A 26379-nucleotide genomic window follows, 5' to 3' on the forward strand; every position below is an offset into this window, starting at 1 on the left:
CCGCGCCGTCCGATGGCTGAAACCCCTACCCGCCTGCCGGCCACGCTCGACCGTGAAATGCGCGCGCTGCTGGGCGCCGCGTGGCTGACCGCCCCCGACGAGCGGCTGGCCTACTCCTACGACAACTCACGCCGGCAGTCGCTGCCCGACGCGGTGGCCCTGCCGGTCGAGGCGGCCCAGGTGCAGGCACTGGTGCGCGCCTGCCGCGCCGCCGCGGTGCCCGTGGTGCCGCGCGGCCGGGCCACCAACACCACCGGCGCCGCGGTGCCGGTGGCCGGTGGCGTGGTGGTGTCGCTGGAGCGGATGGACCGGATCGTCGACATCCGCCCCGGCGACCGCTGCGCGGTGGTCCAGCCCGGGGTGCTCAACGGCGCCCTGCAGCAGGCGCTCGCCGGCCATGGCCTGTTCTGGCCCCCGGACCCGACCAGCGCCGCCTTCAGCACCATCGGCGGCAACCTGGCCTGCAATGCCGGCGGGCCGCGGGCGGTGAAGTACGGCGCCAGCCGCGACAACGTGCTGGCGATCACCGCGGTGACCGGGGCCGGCGAACGGGTCCGGCTCGGCAGCGCGACCACCAAGGGTTCGACCGGCTACGACCTGCAGCGGCTGCTGGTCGGCAGCGAAGGCACCCTGGGGCTGATCGTCGAGGCGACCTTGCGGCTGGTCCCGACGCCGCCGGCGCGGCGGGCCCTGCGCGCGGTCTACCGCGACGTGTCCAGCGCGGCGCGCGCGGTGGCACGGCTGATGGCCCAGCCGGTGACCCCGTCAATGCTGGAGTTCATGGACTCGCATGCGGTCGGGCTGGCACGCGACATCGGCGGCGCCGACCTGCCGGGCGACGCCGGGGCGCTGCTGATGATCGAGGCCGACGGCCCCGCGGAGCACCTGGAGGCCGACCTCGCCGCCCTGCGCGCCGCCGCCATGGGCGACGGCCTGGTCAGCCTGGAGGCCGCCGACGACGAGGCCGCCAGGGCCCGCCTGTGGGCCGCGCGCAAGGCGCTCTCCCCCGCCCTGCGCACGCTGGCGCCGGGCAAGATCAACGAGGACGTGGTGGTGCCGGTCTCGCGCATCCCCGACCTGGTCGACGGCGTGCAGCACATCGCCGCCCGCGCCCGGCTGCCGATCGTCTGCTTCGGCCACGCCGGCAACGGCAACCTGCACGTCAACCTGATGTACGACCCGGCCGATGCCGACCAGTCGGCGCGCGCACGCGAGGCCATGGGCCGGGTGTTCACCCTGGCGGTCGAACTGGGCGGCACGCTGTCGGGCGAGCACGGGATCGGCCTGGCCAAGCGCGACTTCATGCCCCAGGCGGTCGGCGCGCAGACGCTGGAACTGATGCGCCAGATCAAGGCGGTGTTCGACCCGGACGGGATCCTCAACCCGGGCAAGTTGTTGCCACCACGGTGATTGGCTTTGCCGCAACCGTGAAGGTTCCGGCGCAATACGGCGTGCCGCCTATTGCGCCCTACGTGCGCGGGGGGAAATAGGCGATGGCCGGGTCGAACCGTTGCGAGCTCGACCGCTTGTTGCGGCAGATCGAGGCCTGCCGCCTCTGCGCCGGCGTGCTCGGCCACGAGCCGCGGCCGGTGCTGCAGGCCGGCACCGGCGCACGCATCCTGGTGGCCGGCCAGGCACCCGGGCGCAAGGTGCACGAGAGCGGCGTGCCCTGGGACGACGCCAGCGGCCGCCGCCTGCGCGACTGGCTGCAGATGGACGAGGCCACCTTCTACGACCCGCAGAAGGTCGCGCTGGTGCCGATGGGCTTCTGCTATCCCGGCAAGGCGGGCTCGGGTGACGCCCCGCCCCGCCGCGAGTGCCGCGCGGCCTGGCACCCGCGCCTGCTGCCACTGCTGCCCGACATCGGGCTGGTGCTGGCGATCGGCCAGTACGCGCAGAGCTATTACCTGGGCGATCGCCACAAGGGCAGCCTGACGGCGAACCTGCGCGCCTGGCGCGAGTTCCTGCCCGGCCTGCTTCCGCTGCCGCACCCGAGCCCGCGCAACGTGGCCTGGTTCAAGGCCAACCCGTGGTTCGAGGGCGAGGTGCTGCCGGGGTTGCGGGCGCGGGTGGGCGAGCTGCTGTGACGCCCACCCGTCACCCGGCGAAATGCATGTACCCGCTGCGTGGTGGCTGCCACTGCCGGCCGTCGACGGTGAACGCGGTTGCGGTCGAGCCGGGGATGGTGCGGCCGATCCGGGTGAGCGCGACGCCGGCCGCGCTGCCCGCGGCCCCGATCCGCTCCGCCATCGCCGGGGGCGCGGTGAAGCACAGTTCGTAGTCGTCGCCGCCGGTCGCCTGCAGGAGGTGGCGCTGTTGCGCGGCGAAGGCGGCGTGCAGTGCCTCGGAGGCGGGCAGCGCGTCCAGGGCCACTTCGGCGCCCACCCCGCTGGCGCGGCAGAGGTGGCCGAGGTCGGCCAGCAGGCCGTCGGAGAGGTCCAGGGCGGCGCTGGCGGTGCCCTGCAGGGTTCGGCCGAGTGCCACGCGTGGCGTGGGCCGGTCCAGCCTGGGGCGCAGGGTGGCGAGGATCCCGGCGGGGTCGCCTTCCGCGGCGCCCGGAGCGGGTGCCGCGCCCTCTTCCGCGGGTGCCAGGTCGGCGTGGCCGAGCAGGGCCAGCGCGCCGGCGGCATCACCCAGGGTGCCGCTGACCCAGATGTCCTCGCCGGGGCGGGCGCCGCTGCGCAGCAATGCGCGGCCGGGTTCGACGAACCCGTGCACGGTCACGCCGACCGCCAGCGGGCCGCAAGTGGTGTCGCCGCCCACCAGTGACACGCGGTGCAGGGCGGCGAGTTCGAGGAAGCCGTCCAGGAAGCCGTCCAGCCATGCCTCGCCGGGATCCGGAAGCGACAGCGACAACGTGCACCAGGCCGGCTCGGCGCCCATCGCGGCCAGGTCCGACAGGTTCACCGCCAGGGCTTTCCAGCCGATGTCGGTGGCGGCGGTATCGTGCGGGAAATGCACGCCGGCGTTGAGGGCGTCGGTGCAGACCACGAGCTGGCGCCCGGCAGGCAGCTGCAGCACCGCGGCGTCGTCGCCGATGCCCAGCACCACGTCGGCCCGGGCCGGGGCACGGCTGCGGATGCGGTCGATCAGGTCGAACTCGGCCACGGCCTGGCTCCGGTGGTTGGCCGGCCGCGGCGGCCGGCAGGTCCGCGCCGCCGGCCCGGCGGCCGGCTCAGCGCCGGCGCGCGGCTTCGACTTCGGGCTGGCGCCACTGGGCGGCGGCGCGGTCGAGCACGCCGTTGACGTAGGTGTGGCCGTGCTCGGCACCGAAGCGCTTGACGCCCTCGATCGCCTCGTTGATCACCACCCGGTAGGGCACGTCCGGACGGTGGACCAGTTCGTAGGCGGCGATGCGCAGGGCGGCCAGTTCCACGGCATCGACCTGGGCGATCTCGCGGTCGAGGAATGGCTCCAGCCCGGTGTCGAGCCCCCGGTGGTGGGTGATCACGCCGCTCACCAGGTCCTCGAAATAGGCCAGGTCGGCGATCTCGCGGGCCTGCTCGTGGGCGAACTGGGTGATGACCTCGCGGGCGCTGCCGCCGGACATCGCCCAGGCGTAGAGCGCCTGCAGGGCGCGCTTGCGGGCACGCGAGCGGGTGACCGGGTCGATGCCGTCGTTGCGCTTGCGGTTCATGCGCGTGCTCCCCGGAAGGCGTCCTGCGCGAGCAGGTTGGCCATCTCGATCGCCGCCAGCGCGGCCTCCTCGCCCTTGTTGCCGTGGCTGCCGCCGGCGCGGGCCTCGGCGTCCTGGTGGCGCTCGACCGCCAGCACGCCGTTCATCACCGGCATGCCGTGGTCGAGGGCGACGCGCATCAGGCCCTCCGCGCAGCCGTCGGCGACCTGCTCGTAATGGCGGGTGTCGCCGCGGACAACGCAGCCCAGGGCGACGATCGCGGCGTGGGCGCCGGCCACCGCCAGCGCGCGCGCGGCGACCGGGATCTCCCAGGCGCCGGGCACGCGGACCACGTCGACCGCCGACCCGTCGATGCCGTGGTCGGCGAAGGTCTGCCGCGCGCCGGCCACCAGGGTGTCGGTGATGCGCGGGTTCCAGCGGCTGGCGATGATCGCGTAACGCGCCTGCGGCGGGCTGCGCAGATCGCCTTCAAGATGGGCCATGGGCTCGGTCGGTGTCGGTGCGGGGAAAGCGTCCAGTTTAACGTGCGGGCACGGCGTCGACGTACTCGACGACTTCCAGCCCGAAGCCGGCCAGGCCCACCTGCTTGCGCGGGGTGCCCAGCACCCTGAGCCTGCCCAGCCCCAGGTCGGCGAGGATCTGGCTGCCGGCACCGTTGCGCCGCCACTCGGTCAGGCCCTGGCCGGCGCCCGGGCTGAGTTCGGGTGCGGGGGCCTCGGCTTCGGACGGATCGCGCCGGATCCGCGCCAGCAGCGCGTCGGCATCGGCGTGGTCGGCCAGCAGCACCAGCGCGCCGCGGCCCTCGGCGGCGATCGCGCCCAGCACGTCGCCCACCGCCGGGCCGAAGTCCGCCCGCCGCCAGTGCAGCGCATCGGCCAGCGGGTTGTGCACGTGCACCCGGACCAGGCTCGGGGTGGCGGCGTCGGGTTCGCCGCGCAGCAGGGCGAAGTGCAGCCCGTGGCGCAGGCGGTCGCGGTAGGTGACCAGCCGGAACGGGCCGTGGTCGGTGTCGATGTCGCGCTCGTCGATGCGCTCGACGGTGTGCTCGGTCTCCAGCCGATAGCGGATCAGCTGCTCGATCGAGCCGATCTTCAGCCCGTGCTCGGCGGCGAACGCCTCCAGTTCCGGGCGCCGGGCCATGGTGCCGTCGGGGTTCAGCACCTCCACCAGCACGCCGGCCGGCTCCAGCCCGGCCAGCAGCGCCAGGTCGACCGCGGCCTCGGTGTGGCCGGCGCGGTTGAGCACCCCGCCCGGCTGCGCCTGCAGCGGGAAGATGTGCCCGGGCTGGACCACGTCGGCCGGCGAGGCATCCGGACGCACCGCGGTGCGCACGGTGTGGGCGCGGTCGTAGGCGCTGATGCCGGTGGTCACCCCTTCGGCGGCCTCGATGCTGACGGTGAAGTTGGTGTGGTGCGGGGAGGTGTTGTCGCGGACCATCGGCGGCAGGCCGAGCTGGTTGACCCGCTCGCGGGTCAGCGACAGGCAGACCAGGCCGCGGGCGTGGGTGACCATGAAGTTGATGTCCGAGGGGCGGACCAGCTCGGCGGCCATGATCAGGTCTCCCTCGTTCTCGCGGTCCTCGTCGTCGACGATCACGACCATGCGGCCGGCGCGGATCTCCTCGATCAGTTCGGGGACAGTGGCGAAGCTCATGTGCGTTCTCCCAGCAGGCGCTCGACGTAGCGGGCGACCAGGTCGATTTCCAGGTTGACGGCGTCGCCCGGGCGGGTCGACGCGAAGGCGGTGTGGGCGACGGTGTGCGGCACCAGGGCGACCTCGAAGCCGCCCTCGTCCACGGCGTTGACGGTCAGGCTGACCCCGTCGACGCAGATCGAGCCCTTGCGGGCGATGTAGCGCAGCAGCGCCGCCGGCGCACTGAAGCGCCAGCGCTGGGCACGGGCGTCGGGGGTGACCGATTCGACCGCCCCCAGGCCGTCGACGTGGCCGCTGACCAGGTGGCCGCCGAGCCGGTCGTCGGGGCGCATGGCCCGTTCCAGGTTGACCGGCGCGCCGGCCTGCAGGCGCCCGAGGGTGGTCAGGGCGAGGGTCTCGTTGGAGGCGTCGGCGTCGAACCAGTCCGGCCCGTGGCCGACCACGGTCAGGCAGACGCCGTTGACCGCGATGCTCTCGCCCATCCGGACGCCGGTGAAGGGCAGGCTGCCGGTTTCCAGGCGCAGGCGGACATCGCCGCCGCGCGGCTCGCGCACGGCCAGCCGGCCGACGCCCTCGATGATGCCGGTGAACATCAGACCGCCCCCTGCCGGCAGCGCTGGCCGGTCGGGCACGGTGGTGCGAAGTGGTGGGTCATGAAACGTTTCCCGCGATCAGAGCCAGCGAAAAACGCCCCAAGGCAAGGGGCACGCGCAGGCTGCCGCAGCAGGTGCGCGGGCCGTCTTCTTTCATCCGGACTGTGACCGTCGGCTCCGGAGTCGGACCGGATCTGCTGACCTCCCGGCGGGGCCGGGAGCGCTCGCGGGCTCGTCGGGACGGGTGCGCCCAGACCTACCGCCGGTGGGGAATTGCACCCCGCCCTGAAGACGTCGTGTGTGCCGGACGGGCCGGCCGGTGGATTCTAGCGCGCGGCGGGGAGCGGCGCGTGGAAAGCTGTGGGCGCGCGGGTGGGATGGTTCATGGTCATGGATCCCCGCGTTCGCGGGGATGACGGCGCTATTGGCCGCGCGGGCGCGGGTGCATCAGCACCCGGATGTCCTCGCCCAGCTGGCGGGTGTCGACGATCTCCAGCTCCAGCCGGTCGGCCATGCTGTGGATGTTGAGGCCGTCGAACAGCGGCCGGGCATGCGAGCCCAGCAGCACCGGCGCGACGTACAGCAGCAGCTCGTCGACCAGTCCGGCCTCCAGGAAGGCCGCGGCCAGGGTGGCGCCCGACTCGACCTGGACCTCGTTGATGCCGCGCCCGGCCAGCAGCCGCAGCACCTGGTGCAGGTCGAAGCGCGCGCCCTGCACCGGTGCGGTGGCCAGCTGGGCGTCGATGCCGCGGCTGAGCTTGGTATCGGGGGCGTGGATGTAGAGGGTGGGCGCATCGCCCTCGCGGACCCGGCCGCGGGCGATCGTCGCCAGCCCGGCGTCCAGCACCACCCGCAGCGGCGGCTCGAATGGCGTGTCGTCGCCCAGCCGCACCGTCAGCGCGGGATCGTCGGCCAGCACCGTGCCGGCGCCGGTCAGGATCGCCCCGGAGCGGGCGCGCCAGTGCTGCACATCCAGCCGCGAGGCCTCGCCGCTGATCCACTTGGACTCGCCGCTGGCCAGTGCGCTGCGCCCGTCCAGGCTGGTGGCCAGCTTGACCCGCACCCAAGGCAGCCCGCGGACCATGCGCGAGAGGTAGCCGCGGTTGAGGGCGCGCGCCTGCTTTTCCATCAGCCCGGTGGCCACCTCGATGTCGGCGGCGGCCAGGCGGTCGAAACCGGCGCCATCGACCCGCGGGAACGGGTCGCGCATCGCCGCCACCACCCGCGCCACGCCGGCCTCGACCAGGGCATCGGCGCACGGCGGCGTGCTGCCGGTATGGGCGCAGGGCTCCAGAGTCACGTAGGCGGTGGCGCCGCGGGCCCGCTCACCGGCGGCCTGCAGGGCCAGCGGCTCGGCGTGTGCGCCGCCGGCGCGCTGGTGCCAGCCCTCGCCCACCACCTCCCCGCCGTGGGCGAGGACACAGCCGACCATCGGGTTGGGGCGGGTGGTGAAGGCGCCGCGTTCGGCCAGGCGCAGGGCGCGGGCCATCAGCAGGTGGTCGGTGGCAGTGAATTCGCTCAACGTTTCCTCCGGGCTGGCGGGGGGCCGGCCGCGTCCAGCAAGGGCAGCTGCGCCTCGCCGTTGTTGTCCTTCTCGAGCCGGTCGAGTTCCTCGCGGAAGTCGGCCACGTCCTTGAAGTCGCGGTACACCGAGGCAAAGCGTACGTAGGCGACGTGGTCGAGCTTGCGCAACTCGCCCATCACGAACTCGCCCAGGCGCATCGACGGCAGTTCGCGCTCGGCGCTCATGCGCAGCTGGTGCACCACCGCGCGCACCGCGGCCTCCACCTGCTCCTCGGCCACCGGGCGCTTCTGCAGCGCGCGGTCGAAACCGGCCCGCAGCTTGCGCGCATCAAAGGCCTCGCGGCGGCCATCGGACTTGATGATCGCCGGCAACTTCAGCTCGATGGTCTCGATCGTGCTGAACCGCTCCCCGCACGCCTCGCACACCCGCCGCCGGCGGATCGTGGCGCCGTCGTCGGAGACCCGCGAGTCGATCACCCGGGTGTCGGTGTGCTGGCAGAAGGGGCAATGCATGGGAGCAGGAGTGAGTGAATAGGAGTGAGGAACGAGAGGAGAGCGCTTGCTTTTGCCTTTACTCGTTTCTCGCTTACTCGTTTCTCGCTCTCACCCGTAAACCGGGAACTTGCGGCACTGGGCGGTCACCGCGTCGCGGACCCGGGCGATCACTGCCTCGTCGGCCGGGGCGTCGAGGACATCGCACAGCCAGTTGGCCAGCTCGATGCAGTCGGCTTCCAGGTAGCCGCGGGTGGTCACCGCGGGGGTGCCGATGCGCAGGCCGGAGGTGACGAAGGGCTTTTCCGGGTCGTTGGGGACCGCGTTCTTGTTGACCGTGATGTGGGCGCGGCCGAGGGCGGCCTCCGCGTCCTTGCCGGTGATGCCCTTACCGATCATGTCGACCAGCATCAGGTGGTTCTCGGTGCCGCCGGAGACGATCCGGTAGCCGCGCTCGATGATGGTCTTCGCCATCGCCTGGGCGTTCTTCACCACCTGCTGCTGGTAGGCCTTGAACTCCGGCTCCAGTGCTTCCTTGAAAGCGACCGCCTTGGCGGCGATGACGTGCATCAGCGGTCCGCCCTGGATGCCCGGGAAGACGATCGACTGCAGCTTCTTGACCAGCTCCTCGGACGGGTCCTTCGCCACGATGATGCCGCCGCGCGGACCGCGCAGGGTCTTGTGGGTGGTCGAGGTGACCACGTGCGCGTGCGGCAGCGGGCTGGGGTACACCCCGGCGGCGACCAGGCCGGCGACGTGGGCCATGTCGACGAAGAAGATCGCCCCGACCGAGTCGGCGATCCGGCGCATGCGCGCCCAGTCGACCACCTGCGAATAGGCGCTGAACCCGGCAATCAGCATCTTCGGCCGGTGCTCGTCGGCCAGGCGCTGGACCTCGTCGTAGTCGATCAGGCCGTGGTCGTCGACGCCGTACTGCACCGCGTTGAACAGCTTGCCGGAGGCGTTGACCTTCGCCCCGTGGGTGAGGTGGCCGCCATGCGCCAGGCTCATCCCCAGGATGGTGTCGCCGGGCTGCAGCAGGGCGAGGTAGACCGCCTGGTTGGCCTGGCTGCCCGAGTGCGGCTGCACGTTGGCATACATTCCTTCCGTGGAGCCCGCGCCGTAGAGCGCCTTCAGCCGCTCGATCGCGAGCCGCTCGGCGACGTCCACGTGCTCGCAGCCACCGTAGTAGCGCTTGCCCGGATAGCCTTCCGCGTACTTGTTGGTCAGCACGCTGCCCTGGGCCTCCATGACCCGGGGGCTGGCGTAGTTCTCCGAGGCGATCAGCTCGACGTGGTCCTCCTGGCGCTGCGCCTCGGCGGCGATCGCCTGGGCCAGTTCGGGGTCATAACCTTCAATGCGGGCATCGCGCGGGAACATCGGGACTCCAGGACGCTGGGGTGGGTTCAGGCCGATTGTAGCCCGCGGGTCGCGGCCCGCACGAACGCCTCCAGGGCCGCGCCGCGGTACCGCCCGCAGGGCAGCAGCAGCGACATCCGCCGGGTGAGCAGGGGCTCCAGGACCGGGACCTCCAGGCGGGCAAGGCGGCCCGCGGCGACGGCCTCCGCCACCGCCACCTCCGGCAGCAGCGCGACCCCCAGGCCGGCCGCGACCGCCTGCCGGATCGCCTCGCTCTGGCTCAGCTCGAGGATGCTGGCGGGCGGCGGCAGGCGCGCCAGGACCAGCTCCGACAGCGCGCGGGTGGCCGAACCGGGTTCGCGCAGCACCCAGGCGGTGCCGGCAAGGTCCGCCGGCTGCAGCGCGGCGCGGCCCGCCAGCCGGTGCCCGGGAGGCGCGCACAGCAGCAGCCGGTCCTCCCGCCACGGCAGCGCCTCCAGCGCCGGATCCAGCACCGGGCCCTCCACGCAGCCCACGTCCAGCTCGTGCCGCAGCAACGCCCGCGCGATCGCCGTGGTGTTGTCGACCTGGAGCCGGATCGAGACCCCGGGCTGTGCCCGCACGAACGGTCCCAGCAGTTCGCCGACCCGGTAGTTGCCCACCGTATTGCTGGTGCCGATGCGCAGCTCGCCCGAAAGCCGGCCTCCGTCCATGGCCGCCCGGTGGCCGAACTCGGCGTGGCGCTCCAGCAGTTCCCGCGCCAGCGGCAACAGCTCGCGGCCACGGGCATTCAGGCGCAGGCGCCCGCGCTCGCGGTCGAACACGGGCACGCCCAGCAGCCGCTCCATTTCCGCCAGCGCCATGCTGGCCGCCGGCTGGGTCAGGTGCAGGCGCGCCGCCGCGCCACGCAGGCTGCCGGCGTCCACGGTCCCGACGAACACCTGGAGCTGGCGCGGGCTGACGTTGATCATCAGGAAAAATGATAACGGCAATCAGAAACAAGAAGTTCCACTTATGGGACCGATACCGCACGATGCGGCCATCGCGGCGTTGCCGCACTGCGGAGGTCCCGGCATGGGGCGTTTGGACGGGATCGGGCTGGCGCTGCTGGTGGCCGTGCTGGCGTGGGGAATCGGCGCCGCGCTGCCGCTGGTGGGCGCGGCGGTCGCGGCGATCGTGCTGGGGGTTCTGGCACGGGCGGTGTTCGCGCCGGGGCCGCGGTTCGACCCGGGCGTCCGCCTGGCCGGCAAGCAGGGCCTGCAGTGGTCGATCATCCTGCTCGGCTTCGGGCTGGACCTGGGCGAGGTCGCCCGCACCGGGGCGGAGTCGCTGGGGGTGATGCTGGGCACGCTCGTGGTCGCCTTCCTCGCCGCCTGGGCACTGGGGCGCTGGCTGAAGGTGCCCGGCAAGCTGACCGTGCTGGTGGGCGTGGGCACCGCGATCTGCGGCGGTTCGGCGATCGCCGCGGTGACCCCGATCCTGCGCCCGCAGGAGCACGAAACCGCGTTCGCGATCTCCACCATCTTCCTGTTCAACCTGGTGGCGGTGCTGCTGTTCCCGCCGCTGGGACACCTGATGGGACTGAGCGATGCCGGCTTCGGGCTGTGGGCCGGCACCGCCATCAACGACACCTCCTCGGTGGTCGCCGCCGGCTACGCCTACAGCCGCGAGGCCGGCGACTACGCCACCATCGTCAAGCTCACCCGCGCGACCATGATCGTGCCGGTCTGCCTCGCGCTGGCCGCGGCGGTGGCCTGGCGCGGCGGCGGCACCGGCGCGCAGGCGGCGCGGCCCGGGCTGGCGCGGGTCTTCCCGTGGTTCATCCTCGGCTTCCTGGCCGCCTCCGCGGTGCGCACCGCCGGGCTGCTGCCGGCGGGCCTGCTGGCGCCGCTGCACCTGGGCGCGGTGGCACTGATGGTGCTGGCGCTGGCCGCGATCGGTTTGTCGGCCGACCTGCGGCGGATGGGCGCCACCGGGCCGCGGCCGATCCTGCTCGGGCTGGGGGTTTGGATCGCGGTCGCCTGCGGCAGCCTGCTGCTGCAGGTTGCCGGCGGGCAGGCCTGACCCCCGCCGCAACGGCACCTGCCGGCCGCCGGCGGGGGGCGGCCGGGGCAATGCCAAGCCGCTATAATCCGCGCGATCCCTTTTCGATCCTGGCCCGCCGTGCCACTGCCCGGCGGCAGCCGCGTTCACTCCGGAGCCCCCATGTCGCAATACATCTACACCATGAACGGGGTCAGCAAGACCGTTCCGCCGAAGCGCCAGATCATCAAGGACATCTCGCTGTCCTTCTTCCCCGGCGCCAAGATCGGCCTGCTCGGCCTGAACGGCTCGGGCAAGTCGACCGTGCTGCGGATCATGGCCGGCGTCGACACCGATTTCTCCGGCGAGGCGCGCCCGCAGCCGGGCATCAAGGTCGGCTACCTGGCCCAGGAGCCCGAGCTCAACCCCGAGCACACCGTCCGCCAGGCGGTGGAGGAAGGCGTTGGCGAGGTGCTGCAGGCCCAGGCCCAGCTGGAGCAGGTGTACGCCGCCTATGCCGAGGAAGACGCCGACTTCGACGCCCTGGCCAAGGAGCAGGAGCGCCTGGAGGCGATCCTCGCCGCCGGCGACGCGCACACCCTGGAGAACCAGCTGGAAGTCGCCGCCGACGCGCTGCGCCTGCCGCCGTGGGATGCCGTGATCGGCAACCTGTCCGGTGGCGAGAAGCGCCGCGTCGCGCTGTGCCGCCTGCTGCTGCAGAAGCCCGACATGCTGCTGCTGGACGAACCGACCAACCACCTGGACGCCGAGTCGGTGGAGTGGCTGGAGCAGTTCCTGGCCCGCTACACCGGCACCGTGGTGGCAGTGACCCATGACCGCTACTTCCTCGACAACGCCGCCGAGTGGATCCTCGAGCTCGACCGCGGCCGCGGCATCCCGTGGAAGGGCAACTACACCGAGTGGCTGGTGCAGAAGGAAGACCGCCTCAAGCGCGAGGAGAACCAGGAGAAGGCGCGCCAGAAGGCGATCCAGAAGGAACTGGAATGGGCCCGCTCCAACGCCAAGGGCGGCCGCTCCAAGGGCAAGGCGCGACTGGCCCGGATCGAGGAACTGCAGTCGGTCGACTACCAGAAGCGCAACGAGACCAACGAGATCTTCATCCCGCCGGGCGAGCGCCTGGGCAGCAAGGTCATCGAGTTCAAGAACGTCTCCAAGAGCTTCGGCGACCGCCTGCTGATCAACGACCTGAGCTTCATCGCCCCGCCGGGCGCGATCGTCGGCATCATCGGCCCCAACGGCGCCGGCAAGTCGACCCTGTTCAAGATGATCACCGGCCAGGAAAAGCCGGACTCGGGCAGCATCGAGATGGGCCCGACGGTCAACATCGCCTACGTCGACCAGAGCCGCGACAAGCTGGAGGGCGACCACAACGTCTTCCAGGAAGTCTCCGGCGGCGCCGACATCCTCAACATCAACGGCGTCGAGATCCAGTCGCGCGCCTACATCGGCCGCTTCAACTTCAAGGGCCAGGACCAGCAGAAGAAGGTCGGCACCCTGTCGGGTGGCGAGCGCGGCCGGCTGCACATGGCCAAGACCCTGCTGCAGGGCGGCAACGTGCTGCTGCTGGACGAACCGTCCAACGACCTGGACATCGAGACCTTGCGCGCACTGGAAGACGCGCTGCTGGAGTTCCCCGGCAACACCTTCGTGATCAGCCACGACCGCTGGTTCCTGGACCGCATCGCCACCCACATCCTCGCCTTCGAGGGCGACAGCCACGTGGAGTTCTTCCAGGGCAACTACCGCGAGTACGAGGAAGACAAGAAGCGCCGGCTGGGCGATGACGCCGGGCCGAAGCGGTTGCGGTTCAAGGCGCTTAAATAGCAGGAGCGAGGAACGAGTGGAGAGGCAGCCCATGCGCTTCATGCAGGCCCTGAAACACCGCTGGACCACCTCCGACTCGCTGGTCTGCGTGGGCCTGGATCCGGAGCCGGGGAAGTTCCCGGTGCGCTTCGCCGACGATCCGGACGCGGTCTTCGGCTTCTGCCGGGCGATCGTCGATGCGACCGCGGAGTACGCCTGCGCCTTCAAGCCGCAGATCGCGCATTTCGCCGCGCTGGGGGCCGAGGACGCGCTGGAGCGGCTGGTCGCCCATGTCCACCAGGTCCATCCGGGGATTCCGGTGATCCTGGACTCCAAGCGCGGCGACATCGGCAGCACCGCGCAGCACTACGCCACCGAGGCCTTCGTGCGTTACGCCGCCGATGCGGTGACCGCCAACCCGTACCTGGGCCGCGACTCGGTGCAGCCGTTCCTCGATCACGCCGACCGCGGCGTGGTGATCCTGTGCCGCACCTCCAATCCCGGCGCCGGCGACTTGCAGGACCTGGTCGTCGATGGCAGGCCGCTTTACCAGCACGTGGCGCAGAAGGTCGCCGGCGAGTGGAACGGCAACGGCAACTGCGCGCTGGTGGTCGGCGCGACCTGGCCGGCGCAGCTGCGCGAGGTGCGCGCGATCGTCGGCGACATGCCGCTGCTGGTTCCCGGTGTCGGCGCCCAGGGCGGCGACGTCGAGGCCGTGGTGACCAACGCGAAAAGCGCCGACGGCACCGGGCTGGTGATCAGCTCGTCGCGGGCGATCCTGTATGCCTCGTCGGGCGATGATTTTGCCGAGGCGGCGGCGGGCGCCGCGCGCGAGTTGCGGGATGCGATCAACTGCTGGCGGTGATGAGGCGAGGAACGTCCATCCATCCGCCTGACCCGCCATGCCTCTGAGCGAGCGCCTGTTCCGCCTGCAACAGCACGGCACCAGCGTGCGCACCGAGGTGCTGGCGGGCCTGACGACCTTCCTGACGATGTCCTACATCGTCTTCGTCAACCCGGAGATCCTTGGCAGCACCGGCATGGATCCGGGCGCGGTGTTCGTGGCGACCTGCCTGGCCGCGGCGCTGGGTTCGCTGGTGATGGCACTGGTGGCCAACTTCCCGGTCGGCATGGCACCGGGCATGGGGCTGAACGCCTTCTTCGCCTTCACCGTGGTCGGCGCGGCCGGTTATCCCTGGCAGCAGGCGCTGGGCGCGGTCTTCATCTCCGGGCTGATCTTCCTGGCACTGTCGCTGACCGGGGTGCGGGCCTGGCTGGTAGCGGGCATTCCGGCCTCGCTGCGCTCGGCGATCGTCGCCGGCATCGGCCTGTTCCTGGCGATCATCGCGCTGCAGAAGTCCGGCGTGATCGTGGCCAGTCCCGACACCCTGGTGACCCTCGGCCCGCTGGACTCCGCGCCGCCGCTGCTGGCGCTGGGCGGTTTTTTGCTGATCGCCGTGCTGGAGGCACGCGGCATCCGCGGCGCGATCCTGCTGGGCATCCTCGCGGTCACCGGCGCGGCCCTGCTGTTGGGCGAGGTCGGCTTCCAGGGCATCGTCTCGCTGCCTCCGAGCCTGGCCCCGACCTTCCTGCAACTCGACCTGCCCGGCCTGCTCCACCACGATGGCGGCGCCCCGATGGCGGTTCTGCTGCAGGTGGTGCTGGTGTTCGTGCTGGTGGAGGTCTTCGACGCCACCGGCGTGCTCTACGGCGTGGCCAGCCGCGCCGGGCTGATGGAACTGCCCGATGGCCGCAAGCGCTTCGGCCGCGCCCTGCTGGCCGACAGCAGCGCGATCCTCGCCGGCTCGCTGCTGGGCACCAGCAGCACCACCGCCTACGCCGAGAGCGCCTCGGGCGTGCAGGCCGGCGGCCGCACCGGCCTGACCGCACTGGTGGTCGCGGCGATGTTCCTGCTCGCCCTGCTGTTCTCCCCGCTGGCGGCCATGGTCCCCGGCTACGCCACCGCCCCGGCCCTGCTGTTCGTCGCCGGGCTGATGCTGCGCGAACTGGTGGACGTGGAGTGGCCGGACATCACCGAGTCGGTCCCGGCCGCGCTGTGCACGCTGGCGATGCCCTTCACCTACTCGATCGCCAACGGACTGGCGTTCGGTTTCATCTCCTACGCCGCGCTGAAGGCGGGCACGGGGCGCTGGCGGGAGGTGCATCCGGCGGTGTGGGTGGTGGCGGGGTTGTTCGTGTTGCGGTTCGCTTTGGAGTGAGGGGGTATCGCGGGGGAGGTGGCTGCCGTACAGGCGGGGCCGCCCTCCTGCGCACATGTGCTTTTTAAAGTCGGGCGGCCCCGCCTGTACGACAGCCACCTCCCACGTGACGCACTGCCGGTTCGGGGGCTTGGTATTCCATTCGAACTGCCAACGCGGCGGAAGTGCCTTGGCTCCGGTGGCAGGCACCGAAGCCCATCCACCACACCCCGAAGGGGCAGTGTTGTGGAGGGAGCCGGCTGTCTTGGGGGACGGGCCGCCCGACGTTAAGAAGCACATGTGCGCAGGAGGGCGGCCCGTCCCCCAAGACAGCCGGCTCCAGCCGCGACCTCTCCGAAACCACCGGCTTTTACCCGTTCCTCGTTCCTCTCAACTCGTTCCTCGCCCGCCGACTTCAAAGACCTGCCGCAGATACGCCAAATACCCCTCGTCGTCGCACATCGTCTTGCCCGGCGAATCGCTCAGCTTGGCCACCGGCTGTCCGTTGCAGCGGATCATCTTTATCACGATGCTCAGCGGCGGCACGCCCAGGTCGTTGGTCAGGTTGGTGCCGATGCCGAAGGACGTGCGCGCGCGGCCGCGGAAGCGGGCGTAGAGCTGCATCACCAGGTCGACATCGAGGCCGTCACTGAACACCAGCACCCTGGTGCGCGGGTCGATGCGGTACCCCTGCAGGTGGGCGATCAGCCGCTCGCCCCATTCGAAGGGGTCGCCGGAGTCGTGGCGCATGCCGTCGAAGAGCTTGCAGAAGTAGCGGTCGAAATCACGCAGGAAGGCGTCCAGGCCGATCACGTCGGTCAGCGCGATGCCCAGGTCGCCGCGGTACTCGTGGGCCCAGCTGTCGAAGGCCGCGACCTGGGAGTCGCGCAGGCGCGGGCCCAGGGCCTGGAAGGCCTGCAGCCATTCGTGGGCCATGGTGCCCTGGGCGTTCAGGCCGAGCCGGCGGGCCAGGTCGACGTTGCTGGTGCCGGCGAACTTCTCGCCCAGTTCCGCCATGAGCATCTCCACCACTTCGCCGTGCCAGGCGCGGGAGTAGCGCCGGCGGGTGCCGAAGTCGGTGATGCGGCAGTCCTCGTAGCCGACCGCGTCGCGCAGTTGCGCGGCCTTGGCCCGCAGGCGGCGCAGGCCTTCGGCGCGGGTGCCCGCGCCGGCCAGGCCGCGCATGTGCACCTCGCTGATGATCGCCAGCAGCGGCACCTCGAACAGGATGGTGTGCAGCCAGGGACCGGCGACCTCCAGTTCGATCCCGCCCGGCTCGTCCGCGTCCGGGCGCAGGGTCAGGTACTTGCGGTCGAGCCGGAACAGGCCGAGGAAGTCGACGAAGTCGGGCTTGATGAAGCGCAGCCCGCGCAGGTAGTCCAGCTCGTCCTGGGTGAAGCGCAGCTGGCACAGCGCATCGATCTGCTCCGAGATGGCGTCGATGTCGCGGGCCAGGTCGATGCCGGGGGTGCGGCAACGGAAGCGGTACTGCGCGTGCGCCCCGGGGTGCTGGTGCAGCACCGCCTGCATCATGGTGAGTTTGTACAGATCGGTGTCGAGCAGGGATTCGATGACCGGCATGGCTGTCCTCAGGGCCGCGCGATATGGCGCAGCATGGCGAGTGCGAAACGCGCCCACACTGCCAGCCAGACGGCGACGCGGGTGGCAAGGCCGCGCCGGGGGGCCTCGAACCGGCTGAAGTAGCGCCACAGCCCGTGGTGCTTGTGCCACTCGACGAACACCGGGTTGGAGCGGCTGGAGACGCCGCGCACGTGGAGCACGCGGACCTGGTTGGCGACGGCGATCGCCGCGCCGGCCTGGCGCGCACGACGGCACAGGTCGAGGTCCTCCGCGTGCAGGCGGTAGGCTTCGTCGAAGCCACCGAGGTGGTCGTACAGCGCGCGCGGCAGGAGCATGAGCGCGCCGGAGACCGCCTCCACCGGCTGCAGCGCGAGGCGGTCGTCGGGGGGGATGGCCATTGCGGCGGCGGTGCTGCCGCCGGACAGCAGGGTGCGCAGCATGGCCGCGAAATCGGGATCGCGGCGGCGGGCGGCGGGGTCGCGGACGCCGTCCTCGCCGACGAGGTCGGCGCCGAGCAGGGTCCATGGATCCCCGCGTTCGCGGGGATGACGCGACGGGGGCACGTCGTCATTCCAGCGCACGCGGGAATCCTCCCTGTCATTCCCGCGGACGCGGGAATCCATGGACGTCCCCGCCAGCGCCGCCACCCGCGCCAGCGAGTCCCCTTCCACCATCAAATCCGGATTCACCAGCGCCACCCATTCCGCGGCATCCGGCGCCACCTCCGCCACGCCCTGGTTGCAGGCGGTGCCAAAGCCCGGGTTGTCCGGGTTGGCGATGAAGCGTACCCGGGCGTCGGCGGTGGCGTGCCGTTGGACGAGCCTCAGGGTGTCGTCGCCGGAGGCGTTGTCGACCACGCGGATCGCGGCCACGCCCTGCGCGGCGCGCAGCCGGCGCAGGCATTCGTCGATGGTGGACGCGCTCTGGTAGGTGACCACAACCGCGGCGATGGAGCCGGGGGGCGGGCTCATGGGAACAGGTCGGCCTGCGGGTGCGGCGGGCCGGTGTCCGCCAGCAGTGCGGACAGCTGCGCCCGCGCGCCACGCAGCGGGTCGTCCATCAGGAAACCGGCCAGCCGGGCATGCCAGTCCGGCCAGCGCGCGGCCAGCCGCTCCATGTCGCCATCGGCCGGCAGGCCCTCGGCCGGGCGGGCGACGAAGGCCGAGGTGCACAGCACGTTGCGCCAGCCCAGCCCGGCCAGCCGCAGCGACAGGTCGGTCAGCCCGGCATCCCAGGAACCGAAGCTGTCCACGTCCAGCCCGCGGGCCTTCTGCAGCGCCGCCCCGCGCAACACCACCGCATGGCCGACCGCGGCCGGCAGCTCGGGAGTGCCGGCGGGCATGCGGGCCGCGGCGCGGGCCAGGCGGGCCGGTTCGGCGGGCGGGGGGACGGTCTCGCCGATGCGCGGCCAGGCCACCGCCTCGCCGGCATTGCTCCAGGCGCTGACGCTGGCCACCGCGCCGTCGGAGGCCAGGCAGGCGGCCATCCGTTCCAGCCAGCCCGGCAACGGCACCGCGTCGGCTGCCAGCACCGCGACGTCGGCGCCGCCGCACGCAGCCAGCACCTCGTCGAGGTGGTCGAGTTCGGCGATGCGGCGCTGGCGGCGGCTGTAGTCGGCCCGCAGCCGGGTGGCGGCCAGCCAGCGCTCGATGATCGCCGCGCCGCGCGGGCCGGTGCTGGCGTTGTCGGCCAGCCACACCCGGGTACCGGGCGCGGTGCCGGCCTCCAGCGCGGCCAGGGTGGCATCCAGGGCGTCGTCGTCGCTGCCGACCGGCAGCACCACGATGGGCAGTTCGCTCATCGGTACTCCTGGCTTGCTACGGCTGGCCGGTGCGCAGCGGTTCCAGCGCGCGGAACCGGCGGCCGTACTCGTCGGTCAGGTTCCGCGCCTCCAGCGGGTTGCGCACGATGGTGGGCGTGAGCAGGACGATGGTTTCCTCGCGGCGGGTCTCCGAACTCTGGGTGCCGAACAGCCCGCCGATCACCGGGATCCGGCTCAGGCCGGGAAAGCCCGACGAGCCGCGTGCCACGCTGTCGCGGATCAGCCCGGCCAGCATCACCGTCTCGCCGCTGCTGATGGCGGCCTCGGTCTTGAGCCGGCGGGTGTCGATGCGCACGTTGCCCCAGCGGTCCTCCTGCGCGCCGGGCGCGCTGACCTCCTGCACGATGTCCAGGAACACCAGGCCGTCGCGGGTGATCCGCGGGCGCACCTTGAGGATCACGCCGGTGTCGATGTACTCGACCTGGCTGTAGGTGTTGTCGCCGCCATACCCGGGGTTCATGGTCACCGAAGCGACCGGGATCGAGCTGCCGACGTTGAAGGTCGCCTCGGCGTTGTTGCGCACCACCACCGAGGGGGTCTGCAGCATGTTGATGTCGCTGACCTCGTCCAGCGCGCTGACCACCGCGGCGGCGTCGCGGCCGAGGAAGGTCCAGGCCAGTCCGGCCGGGTCGCCGCTCGCCGAGCGCACGCTGCCGGCCAGGGTGCTCCAGGTGTCGCGGCCGCGGGCGCTGGGCAGGCCGGCGTCGGTGACCGCGCGCTCGAAGAACCAGTTCACGCCGTACTCCAGCGCCCCGGAAAGCTGCACCTCCAGCACCTGGGCCTCGATGTGCACCTGCATCGGCATCACGTCGAGCTGGTCGATCACCTCGCGGATCGACTTCCAGGCGCGCGGGGTGGTGCGTACCAGCAGCGAGTTGGTTTCCTCCACCGCGGACACCCCGACCGGGTCGCCCTCGACCTGCATCCGGGCGCTGGCGTTTCCCTCGGTGGCCGGGTCGAGGGCAAGCTCGGATTCCAGCCCGCCGCCGCTGCCGGCCAGTCCGCCGCCCCCGCCGCTGCGCGTGCCGCCGCGCCGTGACGACACCCCGCCGCGCGCGCTGCCGCCGTCGGAGGACAGTTCCATCGCCTCGCTTCCGGGCATCAGCGAGGGCCCGTCGCGGCCGTCGGTCCCCGGCTCGCCGCCGGCGTTGCCGCTGCCGAAGACCTCGGCCAGCCGGTCGGCCAGGTCGCGGGCGCGGATGTACTTGAGCTCATGGCTGTACAGGCGGATCCCGGCCCCGGCGCCATCGATCCGCTCCAGCCACTGGCGGATGTGCTCCAGGTACTCCGCCTGCGGGGTGATCACCATCACCGCGTTGGCACCCTCGACCGGCATGAAGCGGAACATCCCGGACACCGGCGACTCGCCCTGCTCGCCGAAGATCGCTTCCAGGTCCTCGACCACCCGGGCCGCGCGGCCGGTCTCCAGCGGGAACACGCCCACCGACATCCCGGCCAGCCAGTCGACGTCGAAGACCTCGATGGTGCGCAGGTAATTCTCCAGCTCGGCGCGGCTGCCGCCGATGCTGATCACGTTGCGCGCGTTGTCGGTGCCGACGATCGCGTCCGGCCGGGCGTAGGGCTCGAGGATCTTCTTCATCTCCTCGGCCGAGACGTAGCGCAGCGGCACGGTGCGCACCTCGAAGCCGCGCGCCCCGGCGGCACTGCCGGTGCGCGGGGCGACGTTGCCGGCCAGCGCCTGTTCGGCCGGGACGATGTTGTAGCGCCCGCCGCTGTAGACCATCCGCGCGTTGTTCCAGGCCAGCACCTGCTCGAGCAGGCTGATCGCCTCGGCGGAACTGACCGGGCGCGGGGTGGCCAGGGTCACCGTGCCCTGCACGTCGGGGGCGATGATGTAGTTCTGCCCCAGCATGTCGCCCAGGATCGCCTTGGCCACCGCGTGCAGCGATTCGCCCTCGAAGTTGAAGGTGGCCTCGCCGCTGGTGCCGCCCACGCCGGGACGCGGCGCCGCGGCGGCGGCGCGGTTGATCACCTCGCCGGTGCCGCGGCGGATCTGCGCCTGCGGGCTGTCGTCGGCCAGCCCCTCGACCGCCACCTGCCCCGCGGCCGCCGGTGTCGCCGGCGACTGCGCCGGGGTGCCCGCCACGCCCGCGTCGGGCAGGGTCGGCGCACGGCGGATGTCGGCCACCGGGACATTGGCGCAAGCGCCCAGCACCAGGGTCACCGCCAGCGCGGACAGCAGCACGCGGGCCGCGGGCCACCGGGTAGCGGCGGCGCGTGCGGGCAAGAGCGGTGGACGGGGGCGGTCGTGATGCGTCATCGGGTGCACTCTGGTTCGGGCGCGTTGCGGCATGGGTTTACTGCCCGGCCTGCTGCTGCAGGCGGGCCCGGCGGGCCTGGATGCGCTGGCGGATCGCATCGACCTGGGCGGCATCGGGCTGGACCGCCCTGGCCGCGGCATCTGCATTGGCGGCGGCATCTGCATCGGCCGCGGGCTCGGCATCGGCGTCGGAGGAGTCGGCGTCCATTTCCGTGGCGACCGGCTCCGGCGACGCGCTGCCGCCGGAACCGTCGAAAACCCGCAGGCCCAGCGCCAGGCGCCCGTCGGGCCCTTCGAAAACCGCGCTGCGACGGTCCAGGCCGGCCAGCCGCCAGTCCGGCGCGCCGGGCGGCGCCGCACCCTCGCGCACGCGCACCGGTTCGCCGCCGCCGGCGGGCTGCAGGATCGCCATGCGCAGCGAAGGGGTCAGCATCACGCTGGTGAGCTGGTAGTCGAAGCCGCCGCCCGTGGGTTCGCCGTCGCGCCCGGCCAGGAAGAACGGCCTGGGCGTACGGTCCATCGAGAACAGCGGGCGCTCGGCGATCACGGCGTAGGCGGACAACGGCTCCAGCGCCGGCGCGGCGTCGGTTCCCGGATCGGGTAGCGCCGGCAGCAGGGACGGGTCGTCGGCCAGCGGCGTGACCCGGCCGCCCAGCCCGCTGAGGGTGGCGACCCACGCCAGCACCGCCACGCCGGCGAGCACGGCCAGCAGGCGGGTGCGCGGCCCGGCGTGCTCAAGGCGCATCGCCGCCCTCCCCGCTGGCCAGCAGGTAGCCGGACAGGTCGAAGGCCACGTCGAGGCCGCCGCTGTCATTCGCCGCCCCGCCCGCGCCATACATGCGCTGGGCGAGGATGCCCAGGTTGTCGACGAACAGCCGCGGGCTGCCGCCTTCCAGCGCGTGCAGTACCGCCGCCAGCTCCGGCGTGCCGCAGCTCAGGCGGACCTGGACCGCCACCCGCACGTACTCGCCGCGGGTGTCGGGCTGCAGCGGGGAGCGGTTGCTGATCGCGCAGCTGCGGTTGCCGGGGCTCGCCTCCGAAACCACCGCCTCGAGCCGCTGCACCAGGCCGGCGGTGGCCAGCTCGGGGGTTGCGGCGAGCAGGAAGCCGGGGCGGTCGCCCTGGCGCCGGGCAAGCTCGGCCATCCGTTCGCGCAGTTGCGGGGCCTGCTGTTCGCGCATGCGCAGGCGCAGCTCGCGCTCGCGCAGCCCGTCGATGCGTTCGCCGGCCTCCAGCATCGGCCGGGTCCACAACGGATGGACCAGCAGCGCATAGACCAGGGCCAGCAGCGCCAGCAACAGCGCCAGCGCCACCCAGCGGTCCTGCCCGCGCAGGCGCTCAGCCAGGGCCGTCGCCATCGGCGGCCTCCGGGTTGCCGGCGGGCGTGGCCGGGGTGGCCAGGCGCGCGGTCAGGGTGAAGCGGTCGCGGCCACTGGCGGGGTCGGGCATCACCGCGCCCGCCAGCGCCGGCGATTGCCACAGCGCCGCGCCCTGCAGGCGCTCGACCAGCCCCGCCGGACTGCGCCCGAGGCCGATCAGCATCAGCTGGTCGCCTTCGATGGAAAGCTTTTCCAGGTAGGTGTCGTCCGGCAGCCGCCCGGTGAGTTCGGCCAGCACCGCGGTGGCGGTGGGCCGGGCGGCCCGGGTGCGTTCCAGGAAACCCTGCCCCTGCAACAGCAGTTGTGCCTGGCGCAGGCTGGCGGCCTCCTGCCGGCCGGCCTCGGCGCGGGCGGCCAGCGCGGCCTCCAGCGCATCGGCGGCATCGCGGCGGTTGTCGAGCAATTGCGCACCGGCCGCGACCAGTGCCAGCAGCGCGATCACCAGCAGGACCGAGTTCACCGCCGTCCACGGGTCGCGCAGCCGGTGGCGCTGTGCCGGGGCCAGCAGGTTGATGCCCAGCGGGCGCCCGTCGCCGGCGGCGACGTCGATGCCGGCGAGCGTGCCGGCGAGCGGACCCAGCGCATCCAGCCGCGGCTGCAGCTGGGCGCGCGGCACCACCACCAGTTCGACGTCCAGCTGCCCGTCCGCCGCCGGTCCGAGGGCGCGGGCATCGAACACCACCGCATCGGCGGTGAACGGGGTCTGCCGCTCGATCTCGAAGCCGGCGACCTGGCGCAGGCGCTCGCCGGCGGCCGCGGGCAGGCGCAGGCGACGGCACAGGGCGGCCGCCGGAGGCAGCAGCAGCCAGCGTGGGAGGTGGCGGCAGGACGGATCCAGCTGGCTGGCCAGCGGGTCGCGGTCCGGCGCGGGCGCCAGGCCGGCCTGGAGGGCCGGGTCCAGCAGGGACCGGTCCAGCGCGGCAAGATCCCGCAGCCGGTCCTCGCGCTGCAGGCGCAGGCGGACGCTCTCGCCGACCGGTTCCAGCAGGATCCGGCCAGGCTCCAGTTCCAGCGCGCGGCGCAGGCGGCGCGGCAGCAGCTGGGCGAGCGAGCGCCCCCACCAGCCCATGAAGCCGCCCGCCCCGGCCAGGCGCACGCCGATCCGGTCCAGGGCCGAGCCCGGGATGGCACCCGTCACGCTCATTGCGGCGAAGCTCCCTCCTCCCAGGCCAACACCATGTACGCCATTCCCGGCGCCCCCGTCCCCTGCAGGCGTACCACCGCCCGCGTCACCGTCCGGCTGCCGTCCGGGAGGCGGGCAAGGCTGTCGATACTATACGTTCCACGCCGCACCGCCCCGCCCTCCGCCCGCTGCAGCAGGTGGGCGGCCGACGCGGCATCGGCGCCGGGCCGTTGCAGGTCGGGTGCAGCCGGGTTCCCGGCCCCGCCAGCCTGGCCGCGGAGCTGCACCAGCAACGCGGCGTCGCGCACCCCCAGCGCCTCCAGCACCGGCAGCGCGGCGAATGCGGCCTCCGGCTGCGGCAGGCCGGAATGGACGGTCACGTAGGGGCGCAGGCGCCGGTAATCGTCGGGCTCGATCCCCAGGACCTGCAGCAGCTCGGCCGCCGACTCGAACGGCGCGCCCTTGGCGCCATAGGCGCGCCCGGCGGCGGCGTAGGCCGCGTCCCCGGCCGCGCCGGGACCGGGCGTGCCGTCGGCACCGCGCCAGTCAGCGATCGCGGCCGCCAGCGCGGCGGCCCGGCCGGGATCGGTGCCCAGCGCCTGCAGCAGCGCCTGGAGCAGTTGCGGCGGTGCCCGGTTGAGGTCGACCCGGCCGCGTTCGTCGGTGATCCGCACCTCGACCTGCGCGCCGTCGTACTCCCACCGGTAGGGTCGCCCGTCCGGGTGCCAGCGCAGTGCCGGCTCGGGATGGTTGAGGCGCCAGACCGCGTACTCCAGTCCGGCCCGCGCGACGGCATCCCCCTGCAGCTGGCCGGTCTCCACCCGCCCCTGCAGGTGCCCGGTCCGGGCAACCAGTGCGTAGCCGCCGACCACCGCGGTCAGCAGCACGATCAGCCACAGCACCAGTACCAGCGCGGCGCCGCGGGCGGGCCGGCCGCTCACCGGTTGTCTCCCGGCGGCGGCGCGGCGGCCTGCGGCAACAGCACCCGGACCGGCGGCCACGCCCGCCCGTCTTCGCCGACCAGCACCAGTTCGACCATCAGCGGCAGGCGTTCCGCCTCGTCCCAGTGCTCCTGCCAGGGACCGGGCTCCCCGTCCTCGTCCAGTCCGCGGTAACGGAATCCCGCCGAACGCAGTTCACCGGCCAGCAATTCCGGCGGGCGGCCGGAGGGGCCCTCCATCGCCTGCCCCGCCAGCACCATCCGCAGTTCGACCAGCAGCCGGACCCTGCCGTCGCGCCGGGGCACGCGTTCGATGCGGAAGTCGTGCAGGTAGGGGCCGCCCTGCCCCAAATAGTCCGGCAGGTCGGCGACGAAACGTACCCGGTCCGGGGCGCCCAGGAAGCGACGGGGCGGCTCGCCTGCGGGGGAGTCGAAGGCCATGTGCCGGGCGCCGGCCAGCCGCCGGCGGACGAAACCTTCCACCGCGCGCATGCGCTCGGCTTCGCTGGCGATGCGCTCGCCGCGGATCACGGTGCCGTTGGCGGCGGTCAGCGTGGCGAAGGCCAGCGCCAGGCCGGCCGCCAGCAACACGGTCGCCAGCAGCACCTCGACCAGGGTGAAGCCGCGGCTGCGCAAGGGCGGGCGGCGGATCATCGGCCCACCGGCTCCGGCGGCAGCAGGCGCAGGCTGCGCACCGCCAACTGCTCGCCCGGGCCGCCGTCGCCCCACTGCAGCTGCAGCTCCAGCGCATGCAGTCCGCCGCCGGCCGGATCGCGCGGCTGTGGCGACAGGCCCGGCTCGTCCCACGGCTCGACCCGCAGCGACCAGCGGTAGCGGCCGTCCTCGAGCTCCCCACGGCTCACCCCGGGCCGCAGCGGCCGGTCGACGCCCGCCTCGGCCAGCAGGGAGCGCGCGTGCAGTGCGGCGCGGCCGGCGTCGTCGGACCAGCGCAGCTGCCGGGTCGCGCCCGACAGGGTGCCCAGCAACAGGGTCAGTGCCAGCGCCAGCAGGGCGAAGGCGACGACCACCTCGATCAGGCTGTAGCCATCCTGTCGCGTCCGCCGGCTCACTGTGCCTGCACCCGCGACAGCTTCACCTCGCCGGTCAGCCAGGCGACCTCGACGTCCCAGGCGGCGCTGTCGCGGACCAGGCGGATCCGGCCGCCGGTGGAGGCGCCATCGGGAAAGAACACCACCGCGCCTTCCCCTTCCGTGGGCTGCACCTGGCGGGCGCCGATGAAGCGGATTCCGAGTTCCTCCGGCAGCTCGCCGGCGCGCCCGTCCGCCCCGCTCCAGGCATGCGCGACGGGGTCGATGGCGAAGCGCTGCGGGGTCCCGGTGGCGATCGCCCGGACCCGGGCATGGCGCAGCTGGCCCGCCACCTCGCGTGCCGCCTGCCGCAGCTGCACGCCGGCCAGCCCGCCGGTGAAGGCCGCCGCCGCCATCATCCCGATCGCGGCGATCAGCACGACCACCAGCAGCATCTCCAGCAGCGAGACGCCGTGCTGGCCGCGACGCCTACTCGTGGCGGATGTCGGCATCCGCGCTGCTGCCACCCGGCTTGCCGTCACGGCCCAGCACCACCAGCTCGAAGGGCGCGTTCTCGCCGGGCGCCTTGTACAGCACCGGGTTGCCCCAGGGGTCGTTGAGCTCCGGCGCCTTGGCGTACGGGCCCAACCAGCCGCCGACGCCGGCCGGCTCGGTGACCAGCTCGCCGAGGCTCTGCGGCAGGCGGCCGGTGTCCATCTGGAAGGCCTCGACCTTCTGCGCCAGGGTCATCACCTGCGACTTCGCCAGGTTCACCTTGGCCCGATCGGCCCCGCCCAGCACCCTGGAACCGACGAAGGTCAGCACCGCGCCGATCAGCACGATCACGATGATGATCTCGACCAGGCTCATGCCGGACTGGCCGGCGGCGAGGCGGGAACGGGTCGGCAGGCGCTTGCGGGTCATGCGTGTGTCCTGTGTGTCGC

At 72.7% G+C, this 26379-nt stretch carries 27 protein-coding genes and 1 riboswitch; of the genes, 6 read left to right on the plus strand and 21 right to left on the minus strand.

The window, feature by feature from the left end; genetic code table 11:
• Positions 1–12: 12 nt before the first annotated feature.
• Both LY625_RS08920 and LY625_RS08925 read left to right on the plus strand, forming a co-directional pair.
• Positions 13–1410, plus strand: coding sequence for an FAD-linked oxidase C-terminal domain-containing protein (locus LY625_RS08920; RefSeq protein ID WP_233739678.1), 1398 nt, complete (start codon positions 13–15; stop codon positions 1408–1410).
• An 83-nt stretch (positions 1411–1493) separates the two neighbouring features.
• Positions 1494–2087 (plus strand): uracil-DNA glycosylase family protein, encoded by a 594-nt coding sequence (locus LY625_RS08925; protein ID WP_233739679.1) that lies wholly within the window; start codon positions 1494–1496, stop codon positions 2085–2087.
• 10 nt (positions 2088–2097) lie between these two features.
• Here LY625_RS08925 and thiL read toward each other — a convergent pair whose 3' ends face one another.
• The 9 genes from thiL to LY625_RS08970 all read right to left on the minus strand — a co-directional run bounded on the left by thiL (position 2098) and on the right by LY625_RS08970 (position 10208).
• Positions 2098–3108 (minus strand): thiamine-phosphate kinase, encoded by a 1011-nt coding sequence (gene thiL, locus LY625_RS08930; RefSeq protein ID WP_233739680.1) that lies wholly within the window; start codon positions 3106–3108, stop codon positions 2098–2100.
• Positions 3109–3175: 67 nt separating this feature from the next.
• Positions 3176–3637: a transcription antitermination factor NusB gene (gene nusB, locus LY625_RS08935; RefSeq protein ID WP_233739681.1), complete on the minus strand. Its 462-nt coding sequence runs from the start codon at positions 3635–3637 to the stop codon at positions 3176–3178.
• Positions 3634–4119, minus strand: coding sequence for a 6,7-dimethyl-8-ribityllumazine synthase (gene ribH, locus LY625_RS08940; protein WP_233739682.1), 486 nt, complete (start codon positions 4117–4119; stop codon positions 3634–3636). Before ribH ends, nusB begins: the two co-directional genes overlap by 4 nt.
• 37 nt (positions 4120–4156) lie before the next feature.
• A complete protein-coding gene (gene ribB / locus LY625_RS08945) occupies positions 4157–5290 on the minus strand; it encodes a 3,4-dihydroxy-2-butanone-4-phosphate synthase (protein WP_233739683.1) in 1134 nt (377 codons plus the stop codon).
• Complete coding sequence (locus tag LY625_RS08950) at positions 5287–5883, minus strand: riboflavin synthase (RefSeq protein WP_233739684.1); 597 nt, start codon at positions 5881–5883, stop codon at positions 5287–5289. The genes ribB and LY625_RS08950 overlap by 4 nt, the downstream gene beginning before the upstream one ends.
• Positions 5884–6024: 141 nt before the next feature.
• Positions 6025–6180, minus strand: a riboswitch (FMN riboswitch).
• A 124-nt stretch (positions 6181–6304) separates the two neighbouring features.
• Positions 6305–7405 (minus strand): bifunctional diaminohydroxyphosphoribosylaminopyrimidine deaminase/5-amino-6-(5-phosphoribosylamino)uracil reductase RibD, encoded by a 1101-nt coding sequence (ribD, locus tag LY625_RS08955; RefSeq protein WP_343223477.1) that lies wholly within the window; start codon positions 7403–7405, stop codon positions 6305–6307.
• Positions 7402–7920 (minus strand): transcriptional regulator NrdR, encoded by a 519-nt coding sequence (nrdR, locus tag LY625_RS08960; RefSeq protein ID WP_233739685.1) that lies wholly within the window; start codon positions 7918–7920, stop codon positions 7402–7404. Before nrdR ends, ribD begins: the two co-directional genes overlap by 4 nt.
• A 90-nt stretch (positions 7921–8010) precedes the next feature.
• Positions 8011–9279, minus strand: a complete 1269-nt coding sequence (gene glyA, locus LY625_RS08965) for a serine hydroxymethyltransferase (protein WP_233739686.1) — start codon at positions 9277–9279, stop codon at positions 8011–8013.
• A 26-nt stretch (positions 9280–9305) separates the two neighbouring features.
• Complete coding sequence (locus LY625_RS08970; protein ID WP_233739687.1) at positions 9306–10208, minus strand: LysR family transcriptional regulator; 903 nt, start codon at positions 10206–10208, stop codon at positions 9306–9308.
• Between the two features lie 103 nt (positions 10209–10311).
• Between LY625_RS08970 and LY625_RS08975 the strand changes: the two genes are divergently transcribed.
• From LY625_RS08975 to LY625_RS08990, 4 genes are all read left to right on the plus strand, one after another.
• Positions 10312–11301, plus strand: a complete 990-nt coding sequence (locus LY625_RS08975; protein WP_233739688.1) for a putative sulfate exporter family transporter — start codon at positions 10312–10314, stop codon at positions 11299–11301.
• Between the two features lie 141 nt (positions 11302–11442).
• Entirely contained in the window at positions 11443–13104 is a 1662-nt protein-coding gene (ettA, locus tag LY625_RS08980; RefSeq protein ID WP_233739689.1) for an energy-dependent translational throttle protein EttA, read from the plus strand.
• A 31-nt stretch (positions 13105–13135) separates the two neighbouring features.
• Positions 13136–13948 carry an orotidine-5'-phosphate decarboxylase gene (gene pyrF / locus LY625_RS08985; protein WP_233739690.1) on the plus strand — a complete coding sequence of 271 codons (813 nt, stop codon included), beginning with the start codon at positions 13136–13138 and terminating at the stop codon, positions 13946–13948.
• Positions 13949–13985: 37 nt separating this feature from the next.
• Positions 13986–15302 (plus strand): NCS2 family permease, encoded by a 1317-nt coding sequence (locus LY625_RS08990; RefSeq protein ID WP_233739691.1) that lies wholly within the window; start codon positions 13986–13988, stop codon positions 15300–15302.
• Positions 15303–15671: 369 nt separating this feature from the next.
• Here LY625_RS08990 and pncB read toward each other — a convergent pair whose 3' ends face one another.
• The 12 genes from pncB to gspG form a co-directional block, all read right to left on the minus strand.
• Positions 15672–16862, minus strand: coding sequence for a nicotinate phosphoribosyltransferase (pncB, locus tag LY625_RS08995; protein WP_233739692.1), 1191 nt, complete (start codon positions 16860–16862; stop codon positions 15672–15674).
• A gap of 8 nt (positions 16863–16870) precedes the next feature.
• Positions 16871–17833 carry a glycosyltransferase family 2 protein gene (locus LY625_RS09000; RefSeq protein ID WP_233739693.1) on the minus strand — a complete coding sequence of 321 codons (963 nt, stop codon included), beginning with the start codon at positions 17831–17833 and terminating at the stop codon, positions 16871–16873.
• A complete protein-coding gene (locus LY625_RS09005) occupies positions 17830–18663 on the minus strand; it encodes a glycosyltransferase (RefSeq protein ID WP_233739694.1) in 834 nt (277 codons plus the stop codon). The genes LY625_RS09000 and LY625_RS09005 overlap by 4 nt, the downstream gene beginning before the upstream one ends.
• A 16-nt stretch (positions 18664–18679) precedes the next feature.
• Entirely contained in the window at positions 18680–20890 is a 2211-nt protein-coding gene (gene gspD, locus LY625_RS09010) for a type II secretion system secretin GspD (protein WP_233739695.1), read from the minus strand.
• 112 nt (positions 20891–21002) lie between these two features.
• Positions 21003–21710 (minus strand): general secretion pathway protein GspN, encoded by a 708-nt coding sequence (locus tag LY625_RS09015; protein ID WP_233739696.1) that lies wholly within the window; start codon positions 21708–21710, stop codon positions 21003–21005.
• The gene (gene gspM, locus LY625_RS09020) at positions 21700–22323 is read right to left on the minus strand and encodes a type II secretion system protein GspM (RefSeq protein WP_233739697.1); all 624 of its coding nucleotides are present in this window, start codon (positions 22321–22323) and stop codon (positions 21700–21702) included. Before gspM ends, LY625_RS09015 begins: the two co-directional genes overlap by 11 nt.
• On the minus strand, positions 22304–23488 hold the full coding sequence (locus LY625_RS09025) for a PilN domain-containing protein (RefSeq protein WP_233739698.1): 1185 nt from the start codon (positions 23486–23488) through the stop codon (positions 22304–22306). Before LY625_RS09025 ends, gspM begins: the two co-directional genes overlap by 20 nt.
• Positions 23485–24408, minus strand: coding sequence for a type II secretion system protein GspK (locus tag LY625_RS09030; protein WP_233739699.1), 924 nt, complete (start codon positions 24406–24408; stop codon positions 23485–23487). The genes LY625_RS09025 and LY625_RS09030 overlap by 4 nt, the downstream gene beginning before the upstream one ends.
• The gene (locus LY625_RS09035) at positions 24405–25061 is read right to left on the minus strand and encodes a prepilin-type N-terminal cleavage/methylation domain-containing protein (protein WP_233739700.1); all 657 of its coding nucleotides are present in this window, start codon (positions 25059–25061) and stop codon (positions 24405–24407) included. The genes LY625_RS09030 and LY625_RS09035 overlap by 4 nt, the downstream gene beginning before the upstream one ends.
• Positions 25058–25477 carry a prepilin-type N-terminal cleavage/methylation domain-containing protein gene (locus LY625_RS09040; RefSeq protein ID WP_233739701.1) on the minus strand — a complete coding sequence of 140 codons (420 nt, stop codon included), beginning with the start codon at positions 25475–25477 and terminating at the stop codon, positions 25058–25060. The genes LY625_RS09035 and LY625_RS09040 overlap by 4 nt, the downstream gene beginning before the upstream one ends.
• The gene (locus LY625_RS09045) at positions 25474–25947 is read right to left on the minus strand and encodes a GspH/FimT family protein (RefSeq protein WP_233739702.1); all 474 of its coding nucleotides are present in this window, start codon (positions 25945–25947) and stop codon (positions 25474–25476) included. The genes LY625_RS09040 and LY625_RS09045 overlap by 4 nt, the downstream gene beginning before the upstream one ends.
• On the minus strand, positions 25925–26359 hold the full coding sequence (gene gspG, locus LY625_RS09050; RefSeq protein WP_233739703.1) for a type II secretion system major pseudopilin GspG: 435 nt from the start codon (positions 26357–26359) through the stop codon (positions 25925–25927). Before gspG ends, LY625_RS09045 begins: the two co-directional genes overlap by 23 nt.
• Positions 26360–26379 lie beyond the last annotated feature (20 nt).

The organism is Lysobacter sp. GX 14042, assembly GCF_021390425.1.
Classification (GTDB): Bacteria; Pseudomonadota; Gammaproteobacteria; order Xanthomonadales; family Xanthomonadaceae; genus Novilysobacter.

Excerpts from the sequence above, each read along its gene's own strand:
- LY625_RS08920 (WP_233739678.1), top strand. The coding sequence starts at position 13 with ATGGCTGAAACCCCTACCCGCCTGCCGGCCACGCTCGACCGTGAAATG.
- LY625_RS08925 (WP_233739679.1), top strand. The coding sequence starts at position 1,494 with ATGGCCGGGTCGAACCGTTGCGAGCTCGACCGCTTGTTGCGGCAGATC.
- nusB (WP_233739681.1), bottom strand. The coding sequence starts at position 3,637 with ATGAACCGCAAGCGCAACGACGGCATCGACCCGGTCACCCGCTCGCGT.
- ribH (WP_233739682.1), bottom strand. The coding sequence starts at position 4,119 with ATGGCCCATCTTGAAGGCGATCTGCGCAGCCCGCCGCAGGCGCGTTAC.
- ribB (WP_233739683.1), bottom strand. The coding sequence starts at position 5,290 with ATGAGCTTCGCCACTGTCCCCGAACTGATCGAGGAGATCCGCGCCGGC.
- LY625_RS08950 (WP_233739684.1), bottom strand. The coding sequence starts at position 5,883 with ATGTTCACCGGCATCATCGAGGGCGTCGGCCGGCTGGCCGTGCGCGAG.
- nrdR (WP_233739685.1), bottom strand. The coding sequence starts at position 7,920 with ATGCATTGCCCCTTCTGCCAGCACACCGACACCCGGGTGATCGACTCG.
- glyA (WP_233739686.1), bottom strand. The coding sequence starts at position 9,279 with ATGTTCCCGCGCGATGCCCGCATTGAAGGTTATGACCCCGAACTGGCC.
- LY625_RS08970 (WP_233739687.1), bottom strand. The coding sequence starts at position 10,208 with ATGATCAACGTCAGCCCGCGCCAGCTCCAGGTGTTCGTCGGGACCGTG.
- LY625_RS08975 (WP_233739688.1), top strand. The coding sequence starts at position 10,312 with ATGGGGCGTTTGGACGGGATCGGGCTGGCGCTGCTGGTGGCCGTGCTG.
- ettA (WP_233739689.1), top strand. The coding sequence starts at position 11,443 with ATGTCGCAATACATCTACACCATGAACGGGGTCAGCAAGACCGTTCCG.
- pyrF (WP_233739690.1), top strand. The coding sequence starts at position 13,136 with ATGCGCTTCATGCAGGCCCTGAAACACCGCTGGACCACCTCCGACTCG.
- LY625_RS08990 (WP_233739691.1), top strand. The coding sequence starts at position 13,986 with ATGCCTCTGAGCGAGCGCCTGTTCCGCCTGCAACAGCACGGCACCAGC.
- pncB (WP_233739692.1), bottom strand. The coding sequence starts at position 16,862 with ATGCCGGTCATCGAATCCCTGCTCGACACCGATCTGTACAAACTCACC.
- LY625_RS09000 (WP_233739693.1), bottom strand. The coding sequence starts at position 17,833 with ATGAGCCCGCCCCCCGGCTCCATCGCCGCGGTTGTGGTCACCTACCAG.
- LY625_RS09005 (WP_233739694.1), bottom strand. The coding sequence starts at position 18,663 with ATGAGCGAACTGCCCATCGTGGTGCTGCCGGTCGGCAGCGACGACGAC.
- LY625_RS09015 (WP_233739696.1), bottom strand. The coding sequence starts at position 21,710 with ATGCGCCTTGAGCACGCCGGGCCGCGCACCCGCCTGCTGGCCGTGCTC.
- gspM (WP_233739697.1), bottom strand. The coding sequence starts at position 22,323 with ATGGCGACGGCCCTGGCTGAGCGCCTGCGCGGGCAGGACCGCTGGGTG.
- LY625_RS09025 (WP_233739698.1), bottom strand. The coding sequence starts at position 23,488 with ATGAGCGTGACGGGTGCCATCCCGGGCTCGGCCCTGGACCGGATCGGC.
- LY625_RS09035 (WP_233739700.1), bottom strand. The coding sequence starts at position 25,061 with ATGATCCGCCGCCCGCCCTTGCGCAGCCGCGGCTTCACCCTGGTCGAG.
- LY625_RS09045 (WP_233739702.1), bottom strand. The coding sequence starts at position 25,947 with ATGCCGACATCCGCCACGAGTAGGCGTCGCGGCCAGCACGGCGTCTCG.
- gspG (WP_233739703.1), bottom strand. The coding sequence starts at position 26,359 with ATGACCCGCAAGCGCCTGCCGACCCGTTCCCGCCTCGCCGCCGGCCAG.